The sequence below is a fragment of the Chitinophaga oryziterrae genome (genome assembly GCF_009758125.1).
Lineage (GTDB): Bacteria > Bacteroidota > Bacteroidia > Chitinophagales > Chitinophagaceae > Chitinophaga > Chitinophaga oryziterrae.
On record NZ_WRXO01000001.1, the window covers coordinates 1162242 to 1188674 of the forward strand.

The window sequence follows — 26433 nt, forward strand, 5'->3', positions numbered from 1 at the left end:
TTTGCCCGCCATTTACGGCAATGTCAAGCCTCACGGAGCGCAAAATTATCAATTCTGACGGAACTTATCTAAATCTTTCCAGATTGGATTGTCTTTTTCCCCGGATTGCTGACTCATATTCTCCAGCATCTCCAGTATTTTCGGGTCACAACCGCTCTTCCCATCGCTCTTATCCGGATGGATACGCTGCATAGGTATACTCAGGTTAATGAACTCATAAATCCATTCGGCCACATTTAAATGGGATTCCGACTTGGAGATATACGCCACATCTGCATCTTCGTCATCAATCATCTCCTCAGGATTGTCAACCAGCTTTACTACCTGGTTGAAATCGTCCCACAATTGTAACTCAAATGGCTGCCCGCAACGATCACAATTTACAGTTGCCTTACCGCCGATCTCAAATTTGAGCAGGAAGAAATTGTTATTCTTTTCCAATAACAGCTTCACCGTAGCTTCACAATTCGTAAAATCCTGCGGACCATAGTTTTCAAAAAAACTATCCGTAATTTGGTACTGAAATGTATGCTCTCCGGGTTTTAGCCCCACAAAGGCAATCTCAAATTCACGGAGTGGTTTCATATAAAAATCCTCACTTTTAGAGGGATGCAAAGGTAATTAAATATTCGCAATTGCAAAAATTTCCTAATTTTGATGATTCTCAATATGTATATTTATATATTGTATGTAGTAATTATGTACATCCCCCAGCTGGTAAATGAATAATGGCAAAAGCCCACACTAACAAAGTTACGCGAAAACAAACCATAGCCAACAACTCTGCAGTTGCCGACCATGCGATATTTTCATTGCCTATCAACCTTTTCCTGCAAAACAGTAATGCTGGTATCCTGCTTACTGATGCGCTCCATCGCTTCATCTGGTGTAATCATGTCTTCCTGAGGGATGCGGATACGGATGCTTCTGCCATCATAGGACAACCCTTTAAAGAGGTGATGTCCCATATGGCTACCCTGATGCTGCGGCCGGAAGAGTTCATTGCCAGGATGGAAGACCTTCGTAAAAAGAAGAAGCCCTGTCAGGGCCTTGAACTCGTCCTTACAGATAATCGTATATATGAAGTAAGTTATATCCCCCTGCTTGATAAACGCCGTTTCAACGGCAGTATCTGGCAGATAGTAGATATCTCCAGGCAGAAAATGATGAAGTCCAACCTGGAAAAAGCCCGGCATCAGGCGGAAGAGGCCAGGGGCGCCCAAAAAGAATTCCTGGCCAGCATGAGCCACGAGATCCGTACGCCGCTGAATGTTATTATAGGTATGACCCACCTGCTGGGAGAAACCGATCTGCGGGGTGAACAACAGGATTATATCAACATCCTCAAACATTCTTCAGGCATCCTGCTGGGGCTTATATCAGATATCCTGGATATCTCCCGTATAGAAGCAGGAGAACTGCAGGTGAACCAGCGGGAATTCAATCTTACAGAACTTATACAGTCGCTGCGCCATACCTTCGAACTGAAAATGGGACAGCGACCCATTAAAATATCCGCTGTTATAGATACGGAGCTCCAAAACCTGCTGGTAGGGGATGATACGTTACTGAACCAAATCCTCATGAATTTGTTAGGTAATGCAGAGAAGTTCACCAGAGAGGGCGAAATTGCCATTAAAGTGACCCTGGAAAGCTGGCAGGACGATAAACTCTGGGTGCAGTTCAAAGTATGTGATACCGGTATAGGTATCAGGAAAGACAGGCTGGAACTCATCTTCCGCAGCTATAAACAGGCCGAACAGGAAATAAGGGAAAAATATGGTGGTACTGGTCTTGGCCTTGCCATATCCAAGCAACTCGTTGAATTACAAGGAGGAACCATCCAGGTAATAGATGTACCAGGGTTCAGTACCTGCTTCTCTTTCAATCTGCCTTTTATGAATACGAAGAAGCCGGCCGCACAGGTGGCAGGAACCGCTAGTCAGAGCAAAAAGGCCAACTTTTCAGGCGCCAAGGTCCTCGTCATTGAGGATAACCCTATGAACCTGAGATACATCATCAGCCTGCTGGAGAAATATAACATTCATCACCAACTGGCTACAAATGGTCCTGATGCGCTTTATTTTCTTGACTCCAGACAATACGACCTCGTGTTGCTGGATATCCGTATACCCGGACTAAATGGCCTGGAATTAGCCATAAAGATCAGGGATGATGAAGATAAGCCCAATGTGGCAACGCCTTTGGTGGCTACCACCGCGCTGGCCATGGAAAGTACCTTTACACAGGCCCGTCAGGCAGGGATTACAGATATCCTTACAAAGCCTTACACACCGGACCAGCTGTTACAGGTGCTTAATAAATATCTGAATGATGATGAAACAGAACTAATAATGGAAGAAGCTACAAACATAGACGGATTCGAATTTCATGAGGAACTGGATGTAAAGTATCTCAATACTTTATACGAGAACAACATTTCATACGCTGCCGACCTGTTTGAAATATTTCTGAAGACAGTAAGGGATGAAATGATTAAAATCCAGAAACTGGTTACTGAAAGGGATTGGGAACAACTGAAATTCCAGGTGCATAAACTGAAACCGAACTTTGCAATGGTGGGCCTTACCTGGATCAGCGGTAATATGCAACAACTTGAAAATACATTGAATAACAACACGATCCCCCCTGCGGAAGACGTGGATACCCTATTCAGGGATATCTCCCTGGACCTTGAAAAATTTTATCCGATCATAGAAAAAGAATACGAACGAATGAAAGAAGTGGAAAGCGGTAGCACTAATTAAAAAGCATTCAGTATCTCCTTCACATTATTATGGTAATTACCACCGAACAATAACAGATGCACCATCAGGGGGTAAAGCTGACATATACTTATCCGCTGCTTCCACTCGGGTGCCAGCGGGAACATCGCCTCATAAGTATAATAAAAACGGGTGTCGAAACCCCCAAACAACCTGGCCATTGCCAGGTCCATCTCTCTGTTCCCGTAATACACAGAAGGATCATAAATACAGGCTTTCCCGTCCCTGCCTACCATAAAATTCCCCGACCATAAGTCTCCATGCAGCAATGCAGGCGGCTCATCAGGGAAAATATTGGGTAAATGCCGCCATAACTTCTCCATTTTCTCCACCATGTCCTTGTCCAGCAAATGTTTATCATAAGCGGCCCTTGTCAATGGCTGTAACCGGTTAAATGCATAAAACACAGACCAACTGCTGTAAGGCGAGTTATACTGCTTCATTGTACCGATATAGTTCGTTTCGGGGAAACCGAAATGTGCGTGGCTGTTTCTGTGCATCCTCGACAGGCTGGCGCCAAAATTCTCCCAGAAGTCGGGATTAGCACCGCCCTTCTCCATAAACTCCGTTATCAGAAAACCCTTTTCACCTACCGTACCGTGGTATAGCGGTCTGGGTACCGATATAGTATTCGTCTCCCGCAATGCAGATAACCCGTTAAATTCCCTGGCAAACATCCCGGGATAATTGCGGGAACTGTTCAGCTTCAAAAAGAATAAGCCTTCCCCCGTAGAGAGTTTATACGTTTCGTTAATATCTCCGCCGGGTATTTTTTCTGCGTAATTAATCTGTATTTTCACGCCCGACTGACAGGTAAGTGCTGTTGCAAGTTCGCCCAGTAAAATCTCATCTGTCATCTTCTCGCGGATTAGTATGGAAACAAAAGCAAAAATCAGGCAGACAGGAGTACGTATATTGATCACCGTATCGTGTATACTGTTGTTTAAAGTATTGTTCGGAGTTAGCCAGAGGTTTGCTGGTTTTTACTTTCATAGGTTTTACATTTCAATAAGTATGTTGTTCCGGCAGGTACTGGGGAAAGTTCCTTTCAGCATCGGCGACGTAATTTATATCGCCTGGATTATAACTGCTGGTATTTTTTTGTTAAAACTATGTTATAATATTCTTAAAACGAAATGGTATAACGTGCTATTTTTGTTGTTAAGAGGTACCCAGGCCATACTGGGCCTGTACCTGGCCTTCCTTGTATTATGGGGTTATAATTACGACCGGCAGTCTCTGGAAGAAGACATGCAACTACAGGTAAGTGATTATAATACAGACCAGTTATACCGTCTTACAGATACTTTACTGGTGCAGTTAAATCAGCATAAAATAGCCCTGGGAGATTCTGTAAACGCTACTCATCCTGGTCCGGACAGCGCCAGGTTATTTGAAAAAGCCATTGAAGCATATACGCTGGCTGCTCCTAAATGGCCCAGTGTTACTTATAAACACCCTTGTATCAAACCTTCGTTGTATGGTACCTGGCTGAATTATATGAATGTAGGCGGATATCTGAACCCCTTCACTGCCGAGGCACAGGTAAATATCACCACTCCGGGTTTCCTGCATCCCTTCACTATTTGTCACGAGGTTGCTCATCAGGTCGGTTATGCACCTGAGGAAGAGGCAAATTTTGTCGGATATCTTGTGGCCAGTAATTATCCTGATGAACGTTTCCGATATGCAGCTAACTTTGAGATGTTTATGTACAGCATCCGGCAGCTGGGCAGGGAAGATACCACCCTGGCCGGTCAGTTGTGGCGCAGGGCTGTTCCTGGTGTGAAGGCAGACCTGCATCAGCTGAGGGCCTTTAATGACCGGTATCGCAGCCGTGTGGACGACTACACCGCTATCATCTATGATCATTACCTCAAGGCTAATAAACAGGAGAAAGGTATCCGCAGTTACAGCGAGGTGGTGGGTTGGCTGGTGGCCTATTTCAAAATAAAATAAATCTCGGGACATGAACGCAGAACAAAAACGTTTAGAACAACCAGGCTGGAAAAAATGGGGATCTTATGTAAGTGACAGACAATGGGGGACCGTAAGAGAAGATTATAGCGCCAACGGGGCTTCCTGGGATTATACCACACACGATATGGCCCGCAGTAAAACCTGGCGCTGGGGGGAAGAAGGTATCGCAGGCATATCGGATGATAAACAAAACCTCTGCTTTTCATTAGCGCTCTGGAATAAAAAAGACCCCATCTTAAAAGAAAGATATTTCGGACTCACCAATCAACAGGGAAATCATGGAGAAGATGTAAAGGAACTGTACTACTACCTCGATGCTACTCCTACACACTCCTACATGAAAATGCTGTACAAATATCCACAGCAGGAATATCCCTATCAACGGCTAATAGACGAAAATGCGGCAAGGGGTAAGGATGAGGAAGAATTTGAATTACTGGATACAGGACTATTCGACGAAAATAAATACTTTGATGTTTTCGTGGAATATGCCAAAGGAGATATTGAAGATATACTGATAAAAATAACGGTCCATAACAGGGCAGATGAAGCAGCCAGTCTGCATGTAATTCCCACCTTATGGTTCAGAAATATATGGGTATGGGGCCGGCACAATTATAAACCCGCCATGTGGCAGATAGATAAACAAAGCATCCAGCTGAAAGATGAAGCACTGGCAGTGCAATATCTGCATCAGCAGGGCAATGGGAGAATACTTTTTTGTGAGAATGAAACAAACAATGTCCGCCTGTACAATGTTGCGAACAAAACCCCTTATCCAAAAGACGGGATCAATGATTATATCATCCACGGCGCAAATACTATCAACCCGGGAAAAGAAGGAACGAAGGCGGCTATAGATTATGATATTACAATTCCTGCACAGGGCGAATACACGATCGCGCTGCGCTTAACAGACAAGGATAATTTCGGAACAGATTTCGATACCATCTTCGAACAAAGGATCAATGAGGCAAATGCCTTCTATAACGATTTACAGGCTGAGATCAAAGATAAGGACGAAAGACTGGTACATCGCCAGGCACTCGCCGGTATGCTATGGAATAAACAATTCTATAGCTATAAAGTAGAACAATGGCTGGAAGGAGACCCTGCCATGCCCGAACCTCCTAAAGAACGCTGGACAGGCCGCAACAGCAACTGGCGGCAATTGTATAATGATGACGTGATCAGCGTGCCTGATAAATGGGAATTTCCCTGGTATGCAGCCTGGGACCTGGCTTTCCACTGTGTAACCCTGGCCATGGTAGATCCTGACTTCGCCAAACAGCAACTGCTGCTGCTCACAGAAGAATGGTACATGAATCCTTCCGGTGGGTTCCCGGCATATGAATGGGCATTCGGAGATGTAAATCCGCCGGTACATGCAGGAGCCGTATATCGTGTCTTTAAACTCGATGCCAGTATCAAAGGGAAAAAGGATTACTTTTTCCTGGAAGCACTTTTCCATAAACTGCTGATCAATTTTACCTGGTGGGTGAACAGGAAAGATAACAGTGGCAGCAATATCTTTGAAGGTGGTTTCTTAGGGCTTGATAATATAGGGGTATTCGACCGTAGTTCACCTCTCCCTGAAGGAATGCGGGAAGAACAGGCCGATGCTACCAGCTGGATGGCGGTATATGCACTGAACATGCTGCACATCGCGCTGGAACTGGCTACTTTCAATAAGGTATACACCGGCATGGCTACCAAATTCTTTGAACACTTCATGTACATAGCTGGCGCGATGGCCAATATGGGAGAGGGCGACAGCGGATTATGGGATGAAGAAGATGAGTTTTTCTACGATCAGTTGCGCATGACCGACAACAGCATTGTGAAACTGAAAATAAAGAGCATGGTGGGATTGATCCCGCTCTTCGCCGTAGAAGTCATCAGCAAAAAAACATTAGAGGATAACCCTGTCTTCGAAAAACATATGTCATGGTTTTTGCGGCACAGGCCCGACCTGGCTATGCTGGTATCCCGCTGGTACGAAGAAGGGAAAGAGAACAAACATTTACTGAGCTTACTCCGCGGACATCGTATGAAAAGGATCCTCAGTCGTATGTTAGACGAAACAACATTCCTGAGCGATTACGGTGTAAGATCTTTATCCAAAGAATATCATGATCACCCTTATGTGATAAAACAAAAGGATACTGAACTGACACTTAAATATGCTCCCGGGGAAAGCGACAGTTATACTTACGGCGGTAATTCAAACTGGCGTGGTCCTATCTGGCTACAGATGAACTTCCTCATTATTGAAAGCCTGCGCAAGTTCCATTACTTCTATTCTGATGATTTCAGGATAGAATATCCTACCGGTTCCAGTAACTTTATTTCATTAAAAGAAGCAGGCACAGAACTGGCCTGTCGTTTATTGAAGATCTTCCTGAAAGATGAAAACGGGAAAAGGGCTGTATTCGGTAACAATGAAAAATATCAGAAAGATCCGCACTTTGCAGACCTGATATTATTTCATGAATATTTTCATGGTGATAGTGGTAAAGGCATAGGTGCATCCCATCAGACAGGATGGACTGGCCTGGTGGCGAACCTTATCAAAATGAAAAACAGTAATCCCTGATCAATTCAGCAATAATACGTTTACACTTCGCTGTAAGATATTAAAAGCGATTTCTGCCATCAGATTCTCTTTATCCAGTGTAGGATTTACTTCTGTAATTTCGAAACAGCAGATTTTACGATGCTGCATGAATTTAGAGATTAAATCCTCCACTTCCCTTTCTCTCAGTCCATTGGTTACGGGGGTACCGGTACCTTTGGAGATAGAGGCATCCAGGCTATCTACGTCAAAAGAAACATAGATATACTCACAGTCACTTAAGTACCGGAACACGGAGCGGGCTACCTGTTCTGGTCCCTTACGGCGTACCTCGCTGGTAGTAATGATCTTCATCCCGTATTTCTTGATCAGGTGTTCTTCTTCTTTCTCATAATCTCTGAGGGAGATGAACACAATATCTTCGGGTAATATCTTCGGTGCAATACCACCTATATTTTTAAGCGCATCCCATGTTTTGAGTGTATTCTCATCTACATCATGTACTTTACAATCGAGGTTATCTTCTGCAATAGACACCGCTACCGGCATCCCATGCATGTTCCCTGAAGGTGTAGTGAAAGGCGTATGCAGGTCTGCATGGGCATCTATCCAGATAGCGCCTATCTTAGCCTGTGGACGGGCCATCTTTAACCCTGCAATAGTAGCGCCCGCAGTGCTATGGTCTCCGGAGAGAATGACCGGGAACAGGTTCGCTTTAATCGTTTCACTTACACTTTTGCTGATTCTTTCGTATAGGGTAAGGGTACCCTTAATACGTTTGGCATAGGGTGATTCAATAGGTTCAAACAGTAGTTTATTCTCTGTTTCTATTGTTTCTGTGGGAAAATGCACAAAAAAGTTGCTCATAAAATCAAGCGCCGCAATTTTGATAGCTTCTACACCCAGGCTCGCACCACGTGTTCCTGCTCCTATTTCCGATTTTACCTCAATGATCTTAATGTTCTTCATAAAAGGTTGTTCTTCCTGAATCAGCAATCTAATGGATTTTAACAGAACCCCCTGGTTACCGGACTGTTAAGGCGTATAGTCCCCAGGCATAAACGCTAAAGCAATTGCAATAAGGATGCTGTATCTTCAAATAATCTTTAATATTTCAAGGGGAATGATGGATAACGTGCAATTTTACAGGATGTATTTTTTTTGTAGAGGTTGAAATGGTAATTTGAGAGGATTGCTATACAAAAAACACGTTAAAACACATTCCTGTCCTTTACAGCACCAAAAAACAACTTATGGACTTTCAACTTACAGAAGAACACCTGATGATCCAGAAAGCGGCAAGAGATTTCGCCGTTAGCGAATTATTGCCCGGTGTAATTGAACGCGATGAAAAACAACAGTATCCGGCAGAACAGATCAAAAAACTCGGGGAATTAGGATTTCTGGGGATGATGGTTGATCCGAAATACGGAGGGGCCGGACTGGATACTATCTCTTATGTACTGGCCATGGAAGAGATTTCCAAGATAGATGCCTCTACCTCAGTATGTATGAGCGTAAATAATTCACTGGTTTGCTGGGGCCTGGAAACTTTTGGCTCCGAAGAACAGAAACAACAATATTTAGTCCCCCTGGCTACTGGTCAGATCACCGGCGCCTTCCTGCTCAGTGAGCCGGAAGCGGGCTCTGATGCTACTTCCCAGCGTACCCTGGCGGAGGATAAAGGCGACCATTACCTCGTAAATGGTACCAAAAACTGGATTACCAATGGTAACAGCGCCAGCGTATACCTTGTTATTGCCCAGACTAATCCCGAAAAAAACAGTAAAGGGATCAACGTATTAATCGTAGAGAAAAACACGCCCGGTATTACGATCGGTGCTAAAGAGAACAAACTGGGGATTCGTGGCAGTGATACACATAGCATCATGTTCCAGGATGTCATTGTGCCTAAAAAGAACAGGATAGGGGAAGATGGCTTTGGATTCAAATTCGCGATGAAAACTCTGGGAGGTGGTCGTATTGGTATCGCTTCACAGGCTCTGGGCATTGCCAGTGGCGCTTATGAACTGGCACTGAAGTACTCCAAACAGCGCAAAGCCTTCGGGAAAGAGATCAGTCAGCACCAGGCTATCCAGTTTAAGCTGGCAGATATGGCTACCCGTATAGAAGCGGCGCGTTTGCTTTGCTTTAAAGCGGCGCTGGATAAGGACAATCATAATGATTATACACTTAGCTCCTCTATGGCAAAGGTTTTTGCCTCAGAAACAGCGATGTGGGTCACTACGGAAGCGGTGCAGGTACATGGTGGCTATGGCTATGTGAAAGAATATCATGTAGAACGCCTGATGCGGGACGCTAAGATCACACAGATCTATGAAGGTACCAGCGAGGTGCAGCGTATCGTTATCAGCAGGGCTATTCTGAGCTGATAAATAACAGGGGGATTTTTGCGAAGCCTCTTTAATTTTTATAAATCAAACTGAGTCACTATCTGGGAGTCTCTAGTGACTCAGTTTGAATATTATGACAGCGTAGATTGTCAGATGTTGTTGATTAAATACACTGCATCTGACTGTTTTGTTCCCTGATTTAGCTTTTGAATATGGGTTCAGGATTTATTTTCAATTTAACTTCACCTAATATTCACGTCAGATAAGGTGTATTTAATCAACAACACCTGCCGCAAAGATTATGTAATCAAACTCAGTCACTATCTGCCTGGGAGGTCTGTGTTTGCAACCACCGTTTAAATCTGTTATTTTTGTAGCACTATGTCAGTCAACCTATCAGCTTATAACAAGATAAAAGAAGAGCTTAAACCTTATAATGCAAAGCTGGTAGCTGTAAGTAAGCTAAAGCCTGCGGCGGATATTCAGGCATTATATGACCTTGGTCAGCGCATTTTCGGAGAAAACTACGTACAGGAACTACAGGAAAAACAAGTATTACTGCCAACGGATATTCAATGGCATTTTATTGGCCACCTGCAGAGTAATAAAGTAAAATACATTGCTCCTTTTGTAACTATGATCCATGCGGTAGATAGTATGAAACTACTGGAAGAGATCAACAAACAGGCTGGTAAATTCAATCGTACTATCGAGTGCCTGCTACAGGTGCATATAGCTGAAGAAGAAACCAAATTCGGTCTTAGTGAAAAAGAGCTGGAACAATTGCTGGAAGAATGGCAAAAGCAGCGGGAAAGCCTTCCTAATATCCGCATTGCCGGACTGATGGGTATGGCGACCAACACAGATGACCTGGATCAGGTAAGAAAAGAGTTCAGGCATCTCAAAAGCCTGCAAACAAGCCTTAAAGCCTGCTTCTTTGCAGACGAGGATACTTTCAATGAACTCTCTGTTGGTATGAGCGGCGACTATACTATTGCCCTGGAAGAGGGGAGCACAATGGTACGCATAGGCAGTATGCTCTTTGGCGCAAGGAACTAAACAGCTGAGGCCCGCTTATCGGGCTATATAAGAAGATCCTGAAACCGCTATACCAGTCTGAAAAGTATTTCCTATCTTTACTCTACTGATTTAATAGGATATATGGTAAAGAGATTATTATTTTTATTATTAGCCGTGCCGGTACTCAGTTCCGGCCTTCAACTGGAAAAATGGGATTTAGAAAAAGGTACATGGCAGGCCCGCCTGCACCGCAAAGACGGAGCCGATATCATCTTTAATTTTGAAGTAAAGGACAGTGCTCAGAAAAAGATCATATATATCCTGAATGCCCATGATCGTCTCCTGGTAGATGATGTAAAAGTTTTAGGAGATTCCATCTTCATAAAAATGCCCTTCTTTGATTCCGAATTTAAAGCCGCATTCCGCCCCAATGGCGAAATTGCCGGTACATGGATCCGTCATCTCGCGGATAATGATGTCAGCATCCCTTTTACCGCAGCATATAATATAAAAGAACGTTTTAAGCAGCATGAGCCTGCTAAAAGCAATATAACAGGCCGCTGGTCTACATATTTTGCCGCACCGGGCAAAGATTCTTCCTTTGCAGTAGGGGAGTTTAAACAAAAAGGGAATACGGTCTACGGGACCTTCCTCACTACCACCGGAGATTACCGCTTCCTGGAAGGCATTGTAGACGGGGATAGCCTCAAGCTCTCTACATTTGATGGTTCTCATGCCTATTACTTCACCGCACTGGTAAACAATAATACCCTGGAAAACGGGGTGTTCTATGCCGGTATTGGTGATGGCAGAGAAGGATGGACAGCTCAAAAGGATGATAAGGCCGCTTTACCGGATGAAAGGACGCTGGCTACTATCAAACCGGGTAATAACCGCCTCGATTTCACTTTCCCCGATCTGTCCGGAAAGAAAGTCAGCATTCGTGATAAACGCTTCGAGAATAAAGTAGTGGTCATTACCCTGATGGGGTCCTGGTGTCCCAATTGTATGGATGAAACAGGGTTTCTGTCCAGTTGGTACAAACAGAATAAGAACAGGGGAGTAGAGGTAATAGGATTATCTTATGAACGTACTACCAGCTTTGAAAAATCTAAGAAAGCATTGGACGGATTTCTGAAAAGATTTGATGTATCGTACCCTGTTTTAATCACCGGAGTAACACCTTCTGATCCGCAGAAATCTGAAAAATCATTACCTCAGTTAACAGGTATCAAAGGATTTCCCACAACTATCTTCATTGATAAAAAAGGAAATGTAAGAGAAGTGCATACCGGCTTTAATGGCCCGGGAACAGGTGCTCACTATGAAGAATTTAAAAAGGAATACAATAAGCTGGTAGATGATTTACTGGCAGAAAAATAGACAATAAAAAAAACAGGCAGTGATCATATCACTGCCTGTTTTTTTATTGTCGCATTGCCATCAATATCAACTAGCTACTTCTTTTTTGAATTTGCTGTAATGTTCAATGCTCTCATTTATGAGCGTCATAATACGTTCGCGTACATCATCCTTCAAACCTGTCGCCTCGTTTTCAAAGATATATTTCAACTCACCTAATCCATCTGCCCCCTTCCCTAATATTCTGCTGATACGGCCCTGAAAATGATGAGCTGACCGCTTAATCTTTTTTTTAGTTTCTGCTCCACTATCTGGCGCATTGAGAATCCCTAGCGCTAATCCTGCTGCAACCCCTGCCAATGCTCCGCATAATATTTTTGCCGTACTCATAAAAAATGGTTTTTAAGGTTATACAAATATAATTTTCTTACTGTTTTCCAATAATTAGGCCATACTAAATAGTGATAACGCCTGTTTCTATAAAGTGTTTAAAGCTCAGGATATCTTTTTCAACAATTCTCTTAAAAGCACCATTCAGTAACCAGGCTAATCCTCTACCCACATAACCTGCCGGCGGACGATACGTAATATTTACATCTACTTCGGTACCACCACCGATGATATCACTAAAGCTCACTTTTCCCGCAGTCACGATATCTGAACCAGGCGCAGAACGCCATCCTATTAAACTACCGGGGTCTTCCTTAATCACTTCAGCATCCCATTCCAGCTTACCAATTCCGGCAGGGCCCGTTACCACCCAATGCGAGTTATAGCTGTCCAGGGATTCTACGGAAGCCACATGTTTCATGAAAAGAGGCAGATTATCTACTTCACGCCAGAATGCATATACCTCTGCTCTGGGCCTGTCTACAATTAATTTCTTACGGATATTGATCGCCCGGGTGTGCCCATCTCCCAACCGTTTCCCGGATGCAGCCGCAGATATCGGGCAATTGCCTGAAATACCCCTGTACAGTAAATACCCACCGGTGATCAACCGTAGCAAACTGCGAAAAGGATGTTTATCAATGTTACTGATGGCGGAAGTGGTTAACATAGCTCCGCTTACTATCGAGGCAATACGCCCCGGTTTGCTCACATTGAGAATATTGGACTCCTCATATAAAGCAGTGGCGCGGGGCTCGCCATGTCCGTTTAAGCTGTTGTATGTACTCATAACAATGTTTATTTATAAATGATCGGGTATAAAAATGCACAGTTTATTTATACTCAGCGGCCAGGTGTTGACAAATTTCACTTCCCCAATGCGGATCGATCGCTGTCTTCGGCTTAAAGGCAGCAAATCGTTGCGTTGTCTCCTGTACAATAGGTTCCGCTCTCTTCTTCCCGCCTCCAAAAACTGCCGGTGTATGATAGATTACCAGCGCTTTTACCAGGTATGCCCTTGGATTAGCACTATCTGCTGCTATTGCCTTATTTGCATAACTCCTGCTATCAGAACCAAGTGTGACGCCTCTTATGGGAGAAGCATTGATCCTGGCGGATAACCAATAAGCCATCAGCGTCAGTGTTTCCGTATTATCCGGCTGCAATGCCAGCGCTTTCCTCACATAAGGTTCCGCTTTGTCTGTCAGTGGTTCCGATTCTCCGGGAGGCGCCTGGAAAGAAGGCTGTGTATATGCCCAGCCGGTATAATACTGCAATAACCACTCCTCAGGATGTGCTTTCGTCAACGACTCCAGCTTTTCAATACTTTGTTTCCACACATCAAAGTTTTTCGAAGTATCCAGCTTATAGAGTTCTGTTTTAAGAGATTGCTGCCAGCCGGTATCCTGGCCAAAACAAGAGAAACTAACAAACAAAAGGGGAATGATTAATTTCATAATTGTTGCATTGTGGTTACATTCCTGAAATCTTCCCAATTACATGCCAACTATCTCAGATACAAACGCTATCTTAAAGGCCATAAAAATACAGACGTATGAAAAAACTCTTCACCTGTGGACTCCTCCTGGTAGCGCTGACAGGCATGGCACAGCATAAACAGAAAGGCTGGATTCAGTTGTTCAACGGAAAAGATCTCAAAAACTGGGATATCAAGATAAAAGGACATGATCTCAATGATAACTTTGGGAATACTTTCCGCGTAGAAAACGGCCTGCTCAAAGTAAGGTACGACCACTACAAAAACTTCGACGAACAATACGGGCATATCTTCTACAAAAAACAATTCTCCGCCTATCTGATAGTGGTAGAATACCGTTTTGTGGGAGAACAGGTTCCGGGTGGACCAGGATGGGCTATCCGCAACAACGGTATAATGCTCCATGGGCAAACAGCGGCCAGTATGGGTAAAGACCAGGACTTCCCTATTTCTCTTGAAGAACAGCTCCTGGGTGGTAATGGTAAAGATGAAAGGCCGACCAGTAACCTTTGTACACCAGGTACGAACGTAGTCATAGATGGTAAACTGGTTACAGAACATTGCATTACATCTACCTCTAAAACATATCATGGCGACCAGTGGGTACGTGCTTCTGCACTTGTACTCGGGGACTCTGTTATCAAACATATTGTATTCAAAGACACTGTACTGGTGTACCAGAAACCACAGGTAGGAGGAGGCAACGTTACAAACGCAGATCCTTCACTGCTGCAGGAAGGACGTTTATTGAAAGAAGGTACTATCTCTTTCCAAAGTGAAAGCCATCCTACAGACTTCAGGAAAATTGCACTGTTCGATCTTTCCCCTTATGTAAACGATCCTGAAAAACTGGATGCCATCATCAAAAAGCTACAACAGGAAACGAAATAAAAAAAGGCTGACAATCGTCAGCCTTTTTAATATCTATACCATTACAGGCCGTTCAACTACATGATTAAACTGCACACCATGAGGTGGCATTGGTGGTCTGGGTGGTCGCCGGGCATGACCTGGAGGCACACAACTGGCACCCAATATCAACAGCAGTAGCACGGGCAGAAATCTTAAATATTTCATGTTGTATGTTTTATATAACATAAACAAAGAGCATGCCCGTAAACAGTTATGAATAGTTTGAAATCTCTACCAGTTTCTTCACATCTTTCACAAAGATCTTTCGCCCGTTCGCATTCAGGATCCCTGCTACTTTAAACTCTTTGAGGAACCTCACCACATTTTCCTTCGCTGTTCCCACCATATTTGCTAAATCATTCCTCGAAATATTGATCGCAATTTCTTCTCCTTCTGCCGTTTCCGCCTTAAACTTTTCCCTCAGTACAATGAGCATGATGGCCAGTCGCTCCCGGACAGAACGCTGCGCAAACACGGAAATACTGTTGGTCAGCACGGCAAATTCATGGCTTAGTGTCTTTAAAAGCCTTTGAGACAATACTTTAGATTCCTGTAGGGTATCTAAAAAATCCTTTTTAGGAATAAAAGCGATCACACTCTCTTCAAGCGCCGCCGCAGAGTCCGGATACCGTTCCTCAGAAAGAATGGCATGATAACCCAGCAATTCCCCGGGATTTGCTACGTAAATGATATGCTCTTTGCTGTCATGATCCAGTTTATACTTCTTAATTTTCCCTTTTTTGATGAAAAATATGCCGGATGGGACTGTTCCTTCCCTGAAAAGAACATCACCCTTTTCATATTGTTTTTCGGTCATATTGGCACATAAATGCTCGAATTCCTCCTCAGGAAGGTTATTTAGGACCGATTCTGACTTAAAATTCCACTTATCTATCGGGAAGAGCCCGGTTAAACTCATATTATAAATAATTGATAAAAACGGCGGGTGATATATATCAGCGCATAGTTGCAATACTAAAGTTACCTTTGTAGAATGAATATGTCAACTATTTCCAGACCACGCATTCATTTTACCAAAGATCATGAGTGGATCGATTTTAATGGTACTGTTGGTTTTATTGGCTTGTCCGCCTTTAAATTAGCAGGAATAAAAAAGATTGATAGTGTTAAATGGTTCAATAACAAGGGCTCCATTGAAAAGGGGACCTTGATAGCAAACCTCTATTCAGGAGATGAGATCATCCCCGTGAATGCTCCGGTGAAATGTAAGTTTCTCGGACCGAACATCAGATTGAACAATAACCTGGACCTGATTCTTGAAAGTCCACAGGACCGTGGGTGGATATTTTTCATCACCCCTTCTAAATTTCAGGACAGGGAAGGTCTTCTTCAGCCCGAAGAATATCAGAAATTAATAAGAGTGCCAGTAGCTTTGTAATTAAACATGCAGAAGTTAAATCCTACCGCACAAAATCCCTACAATACTGATGCTGCATTTGACTGGTTGTATCCCGAAAGGATACAACTTTTGTCAAAGCGGCACTGGACGCCTATGAGTGTAGCCCGCAAAGCAGCACACTTCCTCTCTCAGGGAGAAAGAAAGAGGGTCCTCGATATAGGCAGTGGTGTAGGTAAATTCTGCCTGGTAGGTGCAATGTATTACCCCGCGGCCACCTTTTATGGTGTGGAACAGCGGCAGGAACTCTATAATTATGCCCTGGACGCAAGGGATAAACTCAAAGTAAAGAACGTCCATTTTATTCACGGCAATTTCACGCAACTGGACCTGGACAATTATGATAATTTCTATTTCTACAATTCCTTCTTTGAGAATCTCGACAAAGGGGACCGTATAGATCATGAAATTGAATATTCCACCAGCCTGTATGTGTATTATTCAAAATACCTGTCACGCGCACTCGAAAACCGTCCCAGCGGTACACGCCTTGTCACTTTCCACAGCCTGGGCGATGAGGTCCCAAATACTTATCAACTGGTAGATGCCTCAGATGATTTCCTGTACAAAAGTTATATAAAAAGATAGCCCCGTTTATAGGCGTTCTGCCCTGAAATCCTTGACTGTATTAACATTCCATTTAAAATTGTTTTTCCCGTTCATCCTTTTTTCTGCACCAATTTCTTGCGTTGGCAATAAACTATTTATATATTAGCACTTCGTCAAAAGGTCTCAACTTTTCATTTTTTCTTTTGGCTTAACTCATTTTAACGTTATGGTACTTAGATCGAAAAATCATGCAAGCCGGTCTTTGATGGGCTTCCTATGCCTTTGTGGTATGGGAATGGCTGTTGTCAATCCTGCTGCGGGCCAGTCAGTTCCTCTGCAGGACCTTTCCTCATTTCATGATCCGGGAAAGAGCTGGAGTATAGCTGGTGATGCTATCGCAAATTTAGAAAAACCCGATGTGCTGAAAGCCGGCGCCGGTACAGGTGTCTTGCTGAATGTTCCGGATAAGGAACATCCTGGTAAGGACCTCTTCTCAAATGCTGAATACGGAGACGTAGACATTGAACTGGATTATATGATGGCGCCAGGTGCTAATTCCGGCGTTTATCTGCAGGGCAGGTACGAAATCCAGTTGCTGGACAGCTGGTCCGTTACTAACCCTAAATCCGGCGATAATGGCGGTATCTACGAACGCTGGGATGATAGTCGTCCTGCCGGTCAGCAGGGATACGACGGTCATGCTCCCCGTTACAATGTAAGCCGTGCCCCTGGTCTCTGGCAGCATATGAAAATTTCTTTTCAGGCACCCCGTTTCGATGCCGCTGGTCACAAAACAGAAAATGCAAGAATGCTGCTTGTTGAACTGAACGGTGTTACTATTCACGAAGATGTGGAATTGCTGGGTCCTACCCGTGGTTCTGCCAGTGAAGAAAAAGCCGTTGGCCCATTACGTTTACAGGGAGATCATGGTGCTGTTGCTTTCCGCAACATCACTATTACGAAAGCAGATCAGCCCCACAAACCAAAAGATGCGAACCGCAGGGATGAAACAGATCCTATCCTGGTAGATGCGCCGGTAAATACTATTCTCCGCAGCTTTATGGATGTTCCCGGTACACGTATCGTGCATGCGGTGTCTGTAGGAAGTCCCGAAAACGTGCATTACACCTATGATATGGACAGGGGCATGCTGGTACAGGTATGGCGTGGCGGTTTCCTGGATGCGACCTCTATGTGGCACGACAGGGGCAATGGTTGCTCCCGTCCCCGTGGTACGGTGCAGTACCTGGGCAGTCCTGCCTTTACACTGGCAAAGCTGTCTTCTGCTGATGCTGCCTGGTTATCCGATACCACTGGTACCGGTTACCGTCCCAAAGGATATGTGCTGGACGATAAGGACCGTCCCACCTTTAAATACTTCCTGTATGGCGCTGCTGTTACAGATGCGGTACGTGTTGTATCAGAAGGTCACGGTGTACATCGCGAACTCACTGTAGCTGCTCCGGTAGATGGTTTGTATGCGAAGCTGGCACAGGGCCGTACGATAGAAGCGCTTTCAAAGGATATGTATATCATCGATGGAAAATCATATTACCTGCAACTGGAAGATGCCGGTGGAGAAAAGCCTGTCATCCGCGATGCTGGTGGCCTGAAAGAGCTGATTATTCCGGTACGCAGTAAACTGAGCTATTCCATCCTTTTCTAATCTTTTGACTATTGCAAATGAAAAATATTTATAAGGCACTGTTAAAAAAGGCCACATTGTACTCGCTGCTGCTTACAGCGGCAGCAACAACACTGCATGCCCAGGAAACGCCGAAGGAAGAAGACTTCTTTAGGATCATGAAGGTGACTTCTCCGGAAGGGACCCTGCTGGAAGTAGGCGGACTAACGGTATTGCCTAATGGTGATCTGGGAATCTCTACACGTCGCGGAGATGTGTACGTGGTAGAAAACCCCACCAGCCGCAAACCTTACTTCCGCAAATTCGCTTCCGGTCTGCATGAGATCCTGGGACTGGTATGGAAAGATGGTGCATTCTACTGCGCACAGCGCGGGGAACTCACCAAACTGGTAGATACCAATATGGACGGTAAAGCGGACGTCTATGAAACTGTTTACGCATGGCCGCTTTCCGGTCATTATCACGAATATAGCTTCGGTCCTAAGATTGCACCGGATGGTTCTTTCTTTGTATCCGGTAACGTTGCTTTTGGCGATCAGGAATGGTGGCGTGGTGAAAGCAAGGTGCCATGGCGTGGCTGGATGATGCATATCTGGGAAGATGGACGCATGGAGCCTTATGCTACCGGCTTCCGTTCTCCTTGTGGTATCAGTATGCTGAACGGGGAACTGTTCTATACTGAGAATCAGGGCGACTGGGTTGGTTCCGGTGGTCTCTGGAAAATAGACAAAGGTGATTTTATCGGTCATCCGGCTGGTTTACGCTGGTCTCAGGAGCCTGATTCTCCCGTGAAATTATCCGATGAGGAGTTTCATTCACTGGTGAAAGACCGTCGTGAGAAAGGACCAGATGGTCATTATCTCAAACCGGAGAATATCGTCAATGAGCAATTTGTAACACTGGCAGATGTTAAAAAGAAGATCCCTTCTTTACGTTTACCAGCAGTTATTTTACCACATGGCATACAGGGTGTTTCCAACTCGGAGGCTATCATAATCCCTGAAGGAAGCTTTGGCCCTTTCGGTGGACAGATTTTAATTGGTGACCAGGGGCAGAGTAAGATCATGCGTGTGGTGATGGAGAAAGTGGACGGTGAGTACCAGGGTGTTTCTTTTGATTTCCGTGCTGGTTTTCAGTCGGGGGTATTGAGGATGGCCTGGGCTAAGGACGGTTCTACGTTGTTTGTAGGAGAGACCAACAGGGGATGGGGTTCTGCAGGAGATGCCAACGAAGGTTTACAGCGTCTGGTATGGAATGAGAAGATGCCGTTTGAGATGCGTACTATCAAAGCAATGCCTGATGGTTTTGAAATTGAATTCACTTTACCTGTAGATAAGAAATCAGCAGAAGATCTGGCTTCTTATTCTGTGCAGAGCTTTACTTACAAGTATCACTCTGTATATGGGAGTCCTCCGGTAAACAATATCACCTGTCCGATCAAAGGCGTTAAAGTCTCTGAAGACGGTCTTAAGGCCCGTATTATAGTAGACAGCTTACGTCTGGATTATGTGCATAATATTACGCTGGAAGGAGTACGTGCAAAGGATCATTCCTATTCACTGGTGCATCCTACCGGATTCTACACCTTGCATCATATCCCGCAGGGTGATAAGCTGCCATTAAGCAAAGTAAGTACGTTCAATTCTGCTAAGGCAAAGCCTGTTGTTAAGCCGGAGCCTGCGACGGTGAAACCATCTGCTGCTAAACCAGCGGTGACGAAAGCGCCTACCTTTGAGGAAGTGAAGCCTTTACTGGCAAAGTACACTTGTCTGGCATGTCATGCTGCTAACAAGCGTCAGGTAGGCCCGGCTTATTCTGACGTGGCTAAGCGTCATTATACGAATGAGCAGATCCTGAAACTGCTGGCAAATCCAAAGCCTCAGAACTGGCCTGAATTTGCTACTGAAATGCCGCCAATGCCGCAGGTGCCTCGTAATGATGCCCTGAAAATAGCAGCATGGATTAACTCTCTTAAATAATCATCTTTTGAATAAAAAGGGAAGGCCCGCCATTTGGCGGGCCTTCCCTTTTTATTCAAAAGATGATTACTTCGGTAAAGCATGTTTGAGCCTTCTTAGGGTCTTATTAGCTGCTTCTAATTTCTTAGGAGCCAATACTCTTCCCTTTAACTTATTAAGACTTTCATCCACAGTTAAAGTCACTTCCTGCTTAAACAGATCACTTTTATATTTGATGATTTTCTGTTTCATAATGCAAATATCATCTGAGTTTCTTATTTCCTTATATATCTCGTATTTCATCCAATCTTTTGTTTACTTAAAATCGCCTTCATCTCATTTGCATTTATGCCTATTCCGTAACATCTTTGCATGAAAAAAATTATATGCAAACAGACGCTGACCTTTTAGGTAAGTCCCTTCGTTAAGCTAAAGCCAGTTTGTTATAATTCCTTTCTTATGATACTCTTCAGATAATTATGGTACGAATTCCTTCAGCCAATCTTTCACATTAAATGGCGGACATGCTTTATGAACACCGGGGAGTCCCTGTGCCCCTGAATAGAAGTTATCCAAATCTGATGTAACCATCATAGAAGCTGTCGTAGATGCATTCAGCAAAGCCCAGTTAAACGCTGTAAAATAAAAGCCTTCATCAATACATTCAGGATCAATTAATTAAGCGTATTTAGGCCTCTAATTTAAGAGGGCTTATAACCTACTGATATTCACTGCTTATGGTGATATAAGCCCTATATAAGCCCACTATAAGTCCTATACAACTGGTCTACAAGCCCACCTTATTTAAAGTGGGCTTATATAGCAATTATATTTGTCTTAATAACAGATTTTGGGTAAATTGTAGTAGACACCCCACACAATATGGCCCAACTTAGAGGAGGTATCGATTTCACCGGAAGAATCGGAGGTTTATCCGCCTACAAAAGAAGAGATATGGATGGTACGTTTGTTCGAAGCCCCGGCGGAGCATCCAAAAAGAAAATTAAAACAGCTAAAAGTTTTGAAAGAACACGGGAGAACAATCTCGAATGGAAAGGTTGCGGAAGAGCAGCCGCCAGAATCAGATGGGCAGTGTTGTTTGTAAGACATCTTGCAGACCACAACATTGCACCTCAGTTTTCCAAATTATGTAAAGTAATGCAGTTGCAGGATACCGCAAATGTGAGAGGACAACGGTCTGTTCTGCTTTCGAAGCACAGGGAGCTCCTGGAAGGATTCCGCATCACGCAAAAGAATCCTTTTGATGGCGTGGTAAGACATCCGTTGAAATGTGAGATTATAAGGGAAACCGGTAGTGCATGGGTACAGTTGCCTAACCTGATGCCAGAAATAAACCTGTTCATTCCCTGGCAGTATCCGTTGTTCCGGTTCGTAATTTCACTACAGGCTATTACAGATTTGCACTATAACTATCCTGTGTTTACAAGGAAAGACACTGACGCTGCACCAGCTGCTTATACAGCGTGGCAACCAACAGGACAGAATTATACAGGAGAACGCATCGAATTACAATTAGAAGGAGGACAGAAACCGGATGACTCCTGGACTTTTATACTGTCTGTGGGACTTGAAATGGGTACTCCCATCAGCAACAATGTTGTAAACACGATGAAATATGCAGGCTGTGCAAGGATATTGGCATTAGGGTAATTGTCATCCTGAGATCGCGATTCTGACATTTTAGGAGCCTGTATTTAGATCACCTCTTTACACCGCAATGATTTTTATCTTTTACCAGGGCTACTGACATAGGGTTGTCACTCCCGCTATTCAACTTTGTCCTATAAATATTTAATTCTCATTTAAAAGGACATTTATGACTACAAAGGAAATGGCAAACAAATACTATGAGCTGGCATGCCGGAACGAATATGTTGAGATACAGAATGAATATTATGACGATAATGTGATATCAACAGAACCAGAACATGCTGCCTCAAAGGGGATGCAGATTATTACCAGGGGCAAAGCTGCTGTTATGGCCAAAGGCGAAGCCTTTCGTGAATCGCGGGAAACACTTCACAGCCAGTCCTGCAGTGAACCACTGGTTGCCGGGGATTTCTTCAGTGTGATACTAAAAAGGGATATTACCTTTAAAAACAGACCCCGTGTGTTATTAGAGGAGATTGGGATATTCCAGGTTAAAGACGATAAGATCATATCGGAGCAATTCTTTTACTAATCAATGCACCTGGAAAGGGCATTTACAAAGTGGAACCGAAATATATGTCCATACGGATGAATCGGTAGTATTTAATCCTTTGTGTAAATAGTATAGTAAGGATTAAATACTACCAAACTTTTTTCTCGAGGGCTTGTTTTTCAACATAGAAGACACCTCCTTTATTTCACCTTCCCTAATTAGACAAATCATCATTCCTTATCTCTCTTCTGCTTTTATTTATCCCATCTCTCAATCCACCAAAATTGTAATTCAGGCTAAGGTTGAAAGAACGGAAATAATCCCTGCTGGTACTGAATTGCTGAAAGTTTGGACCGAAAGTCTGGTTCCGATTATCCCTGTATTTTGTGAATGGATTTTTAATACTTCCCGCAACGGACAGTTTGTTTTTAACCAATTCTTTATTGAGTCCAAACGCAGTACTGATCCTGCCATTAGAGGTTCCCTGCAAGCCATTCGGTCTATGGCTGATTACATTCAGCTCTGCATTGATCCGCCAGCCTTTATTGAGTTGAAAAGCATTTGATAAAGCAAGAGAATACATCCAGCAGTTATTACTGATAGCCATGCCATCGTTAAGCCAGAGGTACATCACATTCCCATTCAAACCTGCATTATACCATTTAGTCAGCGGGTAACCAATATTGAAGTTACTACCTAAACTCTTCGCCTTGCCAACATTGGCATAAGAGGTACGGGTAATCTTAGTAACAGGATCAAAATTAACCACCTTAAGATCGAGATTATTCATAAAGGAATAATCAAGGCCGATATTCAGGGATAGTTTCTTATTACTGCTATAACCTGCCTGTATATCATTCAACAAAACAGGGCGTAGATAAGGATTCCCTGTTGATTCAATATCTGGATTAGAGCGGTCTGCATAAGGGTTCAGCCTGTTGATGCCTGGTCTTCTCATCCGCTGTGTAAATCCGAAGTTAATATTGCTTTGATCGTTGAAATTCTTACCTACAGCAATGGAAGGAATCACATTCAGGTAGTTCTGATTAGCAACCGCAGCGGAAGAAATAAAATCAGCTTTTATTACTGTTTGTTCAAGTCTTATACCCGCACTGATATTCCAGCTTTTCAATGATAACTGATAGGAGTTATAAGCGCTGAATACTTGCTGTGTATTGGTATACAAATCTGATAACGCAGTATTCAATTCGAATTTGCCATTGTTGAAAGAGTTGTAATGAAAATCGCTGGTGTTCTTTCTGAGAATACCTTTCACACCCGCTTCTATATTCAGTGCTTTTACGGAAGTGACAAAGTCCATCTGAAAGGTATGCTCTTTAAAGCTTTGATGTGCATTCTGGTTATAATCAGGGGTATTAAAATTAACCGCTTTTGATATGTTGATATTAGCGTTCTGATTTCCCGGATTGGTGCTATACATATAAGAGAAGGTCAGAAATCTGCTCTTGGAGGATTTAAATCCAAGCTGGTAATTTATCGCTGCATCAATACCATAAGAATGACTGGTATTATGATTGAGCAAATCATATTGCTGTGAAGAGGTAACAGATGATAAATTACTGTTGCCGTTAGCGCGGGTACCATTGATGTTGAATTGTGCGGAGAGGAGGTTCAGTGAATCAATTTCATAACTCAGCTGTGTACCAAAATAACCATTTGTATTTTTAGATGTAGCTAATCCGCTCTGTTGCAGGTTTGTTGTATCAGTACCTGTTCTGGTATTGGTAAAACTGGTCTGAGGGGAATAATATATACTTACTCCGGCAAAAGCGGAAACGCCTAATTTACCCAGTTTAGCAGTGAAAGAACCACCCGCTCCGGGACCGCCAGCGGGAAAGCCTTCGTTTACATTTAAAGTACCGTTATAACCTTCATTCACCTTTCTGTCAGTAATGATATTAATGATCCCGGCAAGGCCTTCCGCATCATATTTAGCGGGAGGGACCGTGATCACTTCTATTTTCTGGATGGTAGATGCAGGCATGCTTCTCAGTATCGCTGTTAAGTTACCATTCACCATACTGGAAGACTTGCCATTAATCAGCACTTTAAAACCCGCATTTCCTTTTAAAAGAATATTGTCACTACCATCCAACGTGATAAAAGGGATTTTACGCATCATCCCCAAAACGCTGTTGCCTTTACTTTCAGGATCTGCCTGTAGGTTGTAGATGATACGATCTGCCTTTTGTTGAACGAATGTTTTGTTGGCAATGATGGCCACTTCTTTTAAGGTCTTTGCGGAATCAGCGGTTTGTGCCAGCACGGTATTACTAATCAATATGCTGATAATCAGTATTGTAAATTTATTGTACATGGTAATGATGTATTAAATTTGGGACATAGGTATCCTGGTAAGAGCGGGATGCACTTTCAAATCGGGTATCAGAAAATTAACAGGAGTTTAGCCTTTTCTTTTTTGTATCATTAAGTAATAGGTGATAAATCCAAGGGCTATGAAGATCATTTCAACGCCGTAAGGCAAAGGGGAGTTTTCAGCACTATAGGGTATATATTCCATGGCTACCAGGCCTATACCGGCGAAGAACAGTATAATACCCCACTTTAAGGATTCGGAGCCTAAGCTGGTGATTTGTGATAAGAACTTAAGGGAAGTTTCGTCTAAAGGACCGGCATCCAGTATTCTTTTCCTCAACCTGTAGTTGAATACGGAAATGATTACAACGGCAAGGACGATGAAAAATATGATGACGATTATAAAAGGAAGTAATTGTTTCATGATAAGTGATTTTATATAGTAGTCAGCATAAGGGACAAAACGGTTGCAAATATTTATTTTTTTATTTTGCAACCATTCATCAAAATGGATTGACTAATGTAATATGTTAGATGAAAAGGAAATTGTATCCAGGATAATCAGGGGGGATTTCCGCGCTTTTGAGCTTTTGGTAAAAGAGCATGAAAAGCTGGTATTCTTTGTAATTAACCGTCTTGTAAGCGACATACAGGACAAAGAGGACATTTGCCAGGAAGTTTTCATCAAAGTACATAAAAGTCTGCCTGCATTCAAATTTGAGTCAAAGCTGGCCACCTGGATTGCCCGTATAGCCTATTTAACTGCCATCAACTATACCAAAAAGTACAAGCGACAAGCTGCTTATCCTGAGGGTATGGACGATTTCCACTTCACCGATGAGACGCCTGAACATCTTTTAGATAAAAAGAATATGGCAGAATACGTTAATCTGCTGATAGCGCAAATGCCCCTGGCATACAGAACGGCCTTAACCTTGTACCATTTAAACGACTTCTCCTGCAAGGAAATAGAGCAGATCACAGGTACACCAGAGGGGACGGTAAAGAGCAATCTTTTCAGGGCAAGGAAATTACTGAAGGAAAAAATTGAAAAGGACCTTAAAAAAGAACAATTATGAACGATAACGAGATACAATCCTTACTGGATGGAGAGCTGATACCTGATTCCTTATCATACGATGAAAAGCAAACGCTTGAACAGTACCAGCTACTGATTGCAAAACTGGAGGAGGAGCCGCGTGAGGGGTTATCTTATAGTTTTGCTTCAAAGGTGAAAGCCCGCTTGCAGGCGCAGATCAATCGTAAAAGGGATATCAGGTTCTATTGTGCGGTGTTTATCCTTCTTATTCTCGGTTTTGCTGCTTTTTACGGGTTGCTGATTTGGGTAAATGCCAATGCGGGGAATGAGTTTGTCGGGACCTTATCTAAATACAAATGGGCCATCATTTCAGGAGCTTTCTTATTCGTAGGTATACTTTACCTGGATCAGAAATTAGTGAAGGAGAAGATGTTGAACAGGTAATTA

Annotated in this window: 26 protein-coding genes; 15 read left to right on the plus strand and 11 right to left on the minus strand. The window is 43.3% G+C overall.

Annotated features, from left to right (window positions below; genetic code table 11):
• Positions 1–48: 48 nt before the first annotated feature.
• Positions 49–585, minus strand: a complete 537-nt coding sequence (locus GO495_RS04790) for a YceD family protein (RefSeq protein ID WP_157298533.1) — start codon at positions 583–585, stop codon at positions 49–51.
• Positions 586–728: 143 nt separating this feature from the next.
• Here GO495_RS04790 and GO495_RS04795 point away from each other — a divergent pair, with 143 nt between their 5' ends.
• Complete coding sequence (locus GO495_RS04795; RefSeq protein WP_157298534.1) at positions 729–2768, plus strand: PAS domain-containing hybrid sensor histidine kinase/response regulator; 2040 nt, start codon at positions 729–731, stop codon at positions 2766–2768.
• Here the strand turns inward: GO495_RS04795 and GO495_RS04800 are convergent.
• Positions 2765–3643 carry a fructosamine kinase family protein gene (locus tag GO495_RS04800; RefSeq protein ID WP_157298535.1) on the minus strand — a complete coding sequence of 293 codons (879 nt, stop codon included), beginning with the start codon at positions 3641–3643 and terminating at the stop codon, positions 2765–2767. The two genes, GO495_RS04795 and GO495_RS04800, sit on opposite strands and share 4 nt — an antisense overlap.
• Before the next feature lie 16 nt (positions 3644–3659).
• Here GO495_RS04800 and GO495_RS04805 point away from each other — a divergent pair, with 16 nt between their 5' ends.
• Both GO495_RS04805 and GO495_RS04810 read left to right on the plus strand, forming a co-directional pair.
• Complete coding sequence (locus GO495_RS04805) at positions 3660–4745, plus strand: DUF3810 domain-containing protein (RefSeq protein ID WP_276611791.1); 1086 nt, start codon at positions 3660–3662, stop codon at positions 4743–4745.
• A gap of 10 nt (positions 4746–4755) precedes the next feature.
• Positions 4756–7362, plus strand: a complete 2607-nt coding sequence (locus GO495_RS04810) for an MGH1-like glycoside hydrolase domain-containing protein (protein WP_157298537.1) — start codon at positions 4756–4758, stop codon at positions 7360–7362.
• On the opposite strand, the gene GO495_RS04815 is transcribed toward GO495_RS04810, so the two are convergent.
• Entirely contained in the window at positions 7363–8310 is a 948-nt protein-coding gene (locus GO495_RS04815) for an arginase (protein WP_157298538.1), read from the minus strand. It abuts the gene before it with no gap.
• A gap of 284 nt (positions 8311–8594) precedes the next feature.
• Between GO495_RS04815 and GO495_RS04820 the strand changes: the two genes are divergently transcribed.
• The 3 genes from GO495_RS04820 (at position 8595) to GO495_RS04830 (ending at position 12098) form a co-directional block, all read left to right on the plus strand.
• Positions 8595–9734 (plus strand): acyl-CoA dehydrogenase, encoded by a 1140-nt coding sequence (locus GO495_RS04820; protein ID WP_157298539.1) that lies wholly within the window; start codon positions 8595–8597, stop codon positions 9732–9734.
• Between the two features lie 342 nt (positions 9735–10076).
• Positions 10077–10754 carry a YggS family pyridoxal phosphate-dependent enzyme gene (locus tag GO495_RS04825; RefSeq protein ID WP_157298540.1) on the plus strand — a complete coding sequence of 226 codons (678 nt, stop codon included), beginning with the start codon at positions 10077–10079 and terminating at the stop codon, positions 10752–10754.
• A gap of 102 nt (positions 10755–10856) precedes the next feature.
• Entirely contained in the window at positions 10857–12098 is a 1242-nt protein-coding gene (locus GO495_RS04830; RefSeq protein WP_157298541.1) for a TlpA disulfide reductase family protein, read from the plus strand.
• A 66-nt stretch (positions 12099–12164) separates the two neighbouring features.
• On the opposite strand, the gene GO495_RS04835 is transcribed toward GO495_RS04830, so the two are convergent.
• From GO495_RS04835 to GO495_RS04845, 3 genes are all read right to left on the minus strand, one after another.
• Complete coding sequence (locus GO495_RS04835; RefSeq protein WP_157298542.1) at positions 12165–12467, minus strand: YtxH domain-containing protein; 303 nt, start codon at positions 12465–12467, stop codon at positions 12165–12167.
• A 64-nt stretch (positions 12468–12531) separates the two neighbouring features.
• Entirely contained in the window at positions 12532–13257 is a 726-nt protein-coding gene (locus tag GO495_RS04840) for an SRPBCC family protein (RefSeq protein WP_157298543.1), read from the minus strand.
• Positions 13258–13300: 43 nt separating this feature from the next.
• Positions 13301–13924, minus strand: a complete 624-nt coding sequence (locus tag GO495_RS04845) for a tetratricopeptide repeat protein (RefSeq protein ID WP_157298544.1) — start codon at positions 13922–13924, stop codon at positions 13301–13303.
• A 98-nt stretch (positions 13925–14022) separates the two neighbouring features.
• Between GO495_RS04845 and GO495_RS04850 the strand changes: the two genes are divergently transcribed.
• Entirely contained in the window at positions 14023–14856 is an 834-nt protein-coding gene (locus tag GO495_RS04850) for a 3-keto-disaccharide hydrolase (RefSeq protein ID WP_157298545.1), read from the plus strand.
• Positions 14857–14889: 33 nt separating this feature from the next.
• Here GO495_RS04850 and GO495_RS04855 read toward each other — a convergent pair whose 3' ends face one another.
• Entirely contained in the window at positions 14890–15042 is a 153-nt protein-coding gene (locus GO495_RS04855) for a hypothetical protein (RefSeq protein ID WP_157298546.1), read from the minus strand.
• A 46-nt stretch (positions 15043–15088) separates the two neighbouring features.
• A complete protein-coding gene (locus GO495_RS04860; protein ID WP_240915151.1) occupies positions 15089–15694 on the minus strand; it encodes a Crp/Fnr family transcriptional regulator in 606 nt (201 codons plus the stop codon).
• Between the two features lie 177 nt (positions 15695–15871).
• On the opposite strand from GO495_RS04860, the gene GO495_RS04865 reads away from it, so the two are divergent.
• The 4 genes from GO495_RS04865 (at position 15872) to GO495_RS04880 (ending at position 20467) form a co-directional block, all read left to right on the plus strand.
• Entirely contained in the window at positions 15872–16276 is a 405-nt protein-coding gene (locus tag GO495_RS04865; RefSeq protein WP_157298548.1) for a glycine cleavage system protein H, read from the plus strand.
• A 6-nt stretch (positions 16277–16282) separates the two neighbouring features.
• Positions 16283–16882, plus strand: coding sequence for a class I SAM-dependent methyltransferase (locus GO495_RS04870; protein WP_157298549.1), 600 nt, complete (start codon positions 16283–16285; stop codon positions 16880–16882).
• Between the two features lie 187 nt (positions 16883–17069).
• Positions 17070–18509, plus strand: coding sequence for a 3-keto-disaccharide hydrolase (locus GO495_RS04875; RefSeq protein ID WP_157298550.1), 1440 nt, complete (start codon positions 17070–17072; stop codon positions 18507–18509).
• Between the two features lie 17 nt (positions 18510–18526).
• Positions 18527–20467, plus strand: coding sequence for a c-type cytochrome (locus tag GO495_RS04880; RefSeq protein ID WP_157298551.1), 1941 nt, complete (start codon positions 18527–18529; stop codon positions 20465–20467).
• Between the two features lie 66 nt (positions 20468–20533).
• On the opposite strand, the gene GO495_RS04885 is transcribed toward GO495_RS04880, so the two are convergent.
• Complete coding sequence (locus GO495_RS04885; RefSeq protein ID WP_157298552.1) at positions 20534–20749, minus strand: hypothetical protein; 216 nt, start codon at positions 20747–20749, stop codon at positions 20534–20536.
• Between the two features lie 579 nt (positions 20750–21328).
• Between GO495_RS04885 and GO495_RS04890 the strand changes: the two genes are divergently transcribed.
• Positions 21329–22117, plus strand: a complete 789-nt coding sequence (locus GO495_RS04890) for a hypothetical protein (protein ID WP_157298553.1) — start codon at positions 21329–21331, stop codon at positions 22115–22117.
• 166 nt (positions 22118–22283) lie between these two features.
• The gene (locus GO495_RS04895; protein ID WP_157298554.1) at positions 22284–22649 is read left to right on the plus strand and encodes a SnoaL-like domain-containing protein; all 366 of its coding nucleotides are present in this window, start codon (positions 22284–22286) and stop codon (positions 22647–22649) included.
• 175 nt (positions 22650–22824) lie between these two features.
• On the opposite strand, the gene GO495_RS04900 is transcribed toward GO495_RS04895, so the two are convergent.
• Together GO495_RS04900 and GO495_RS04905 are read right to left on the minus strand one after the other, a co-directional pair.
• The gene (locus GO495_RS04900; RefSeq protein ID WP_157298555.1) at positions 22825–24948 is read right to left on the minus strand and encodes an outer membrane beta-barrel family protein; all 2124 of its coding nucleotides are present in this window, start codon (positions 24946–24948) and stop codon (positions 22825–22827) included.
• 87 nt (positions 24949–25035) lie between these two features.
• Positions 25036–25371, minus strand: a complete 336-nt coding sequence (locus GO495_RS04905) for a hypothetical protein (RefSeq protein WP_157298556.1) — start codon at positions 25369–25371, stop codon at positions 25036–25038.
• Positions 25372–25474: 103 nt separating this feature from the next.
• Between GO495_RS04905 and GO495_RS04910 the strand changes: the two genes are divergently transcribed.
• Positions 25475–26026: an RNA polymerase sigma factor gene (locus GO495_RS04910; RefSeq protein WP_157298557.1), complete on the plus strand. Its 552-nt coding sequence runs from the start codon at positions 25475–25477 to the stop codon at positions 26024–26026.
• On the plus strand, positions 26023–26430 hold the full coding sequence (locus GO495_RS04915) for a hypothetical protein (protein ID WP_157298558.1): 408 nt from the start codon (positions 26023–26025) through the stop codon (positions 26428–26430). The genes GO495_RS04910 and GO495_RS04915 overlap by 4 nt, the downstream gene beginning before the upstream one ends.
• Positions 26431–26433 lie beyond the last annotated feature (3 nt).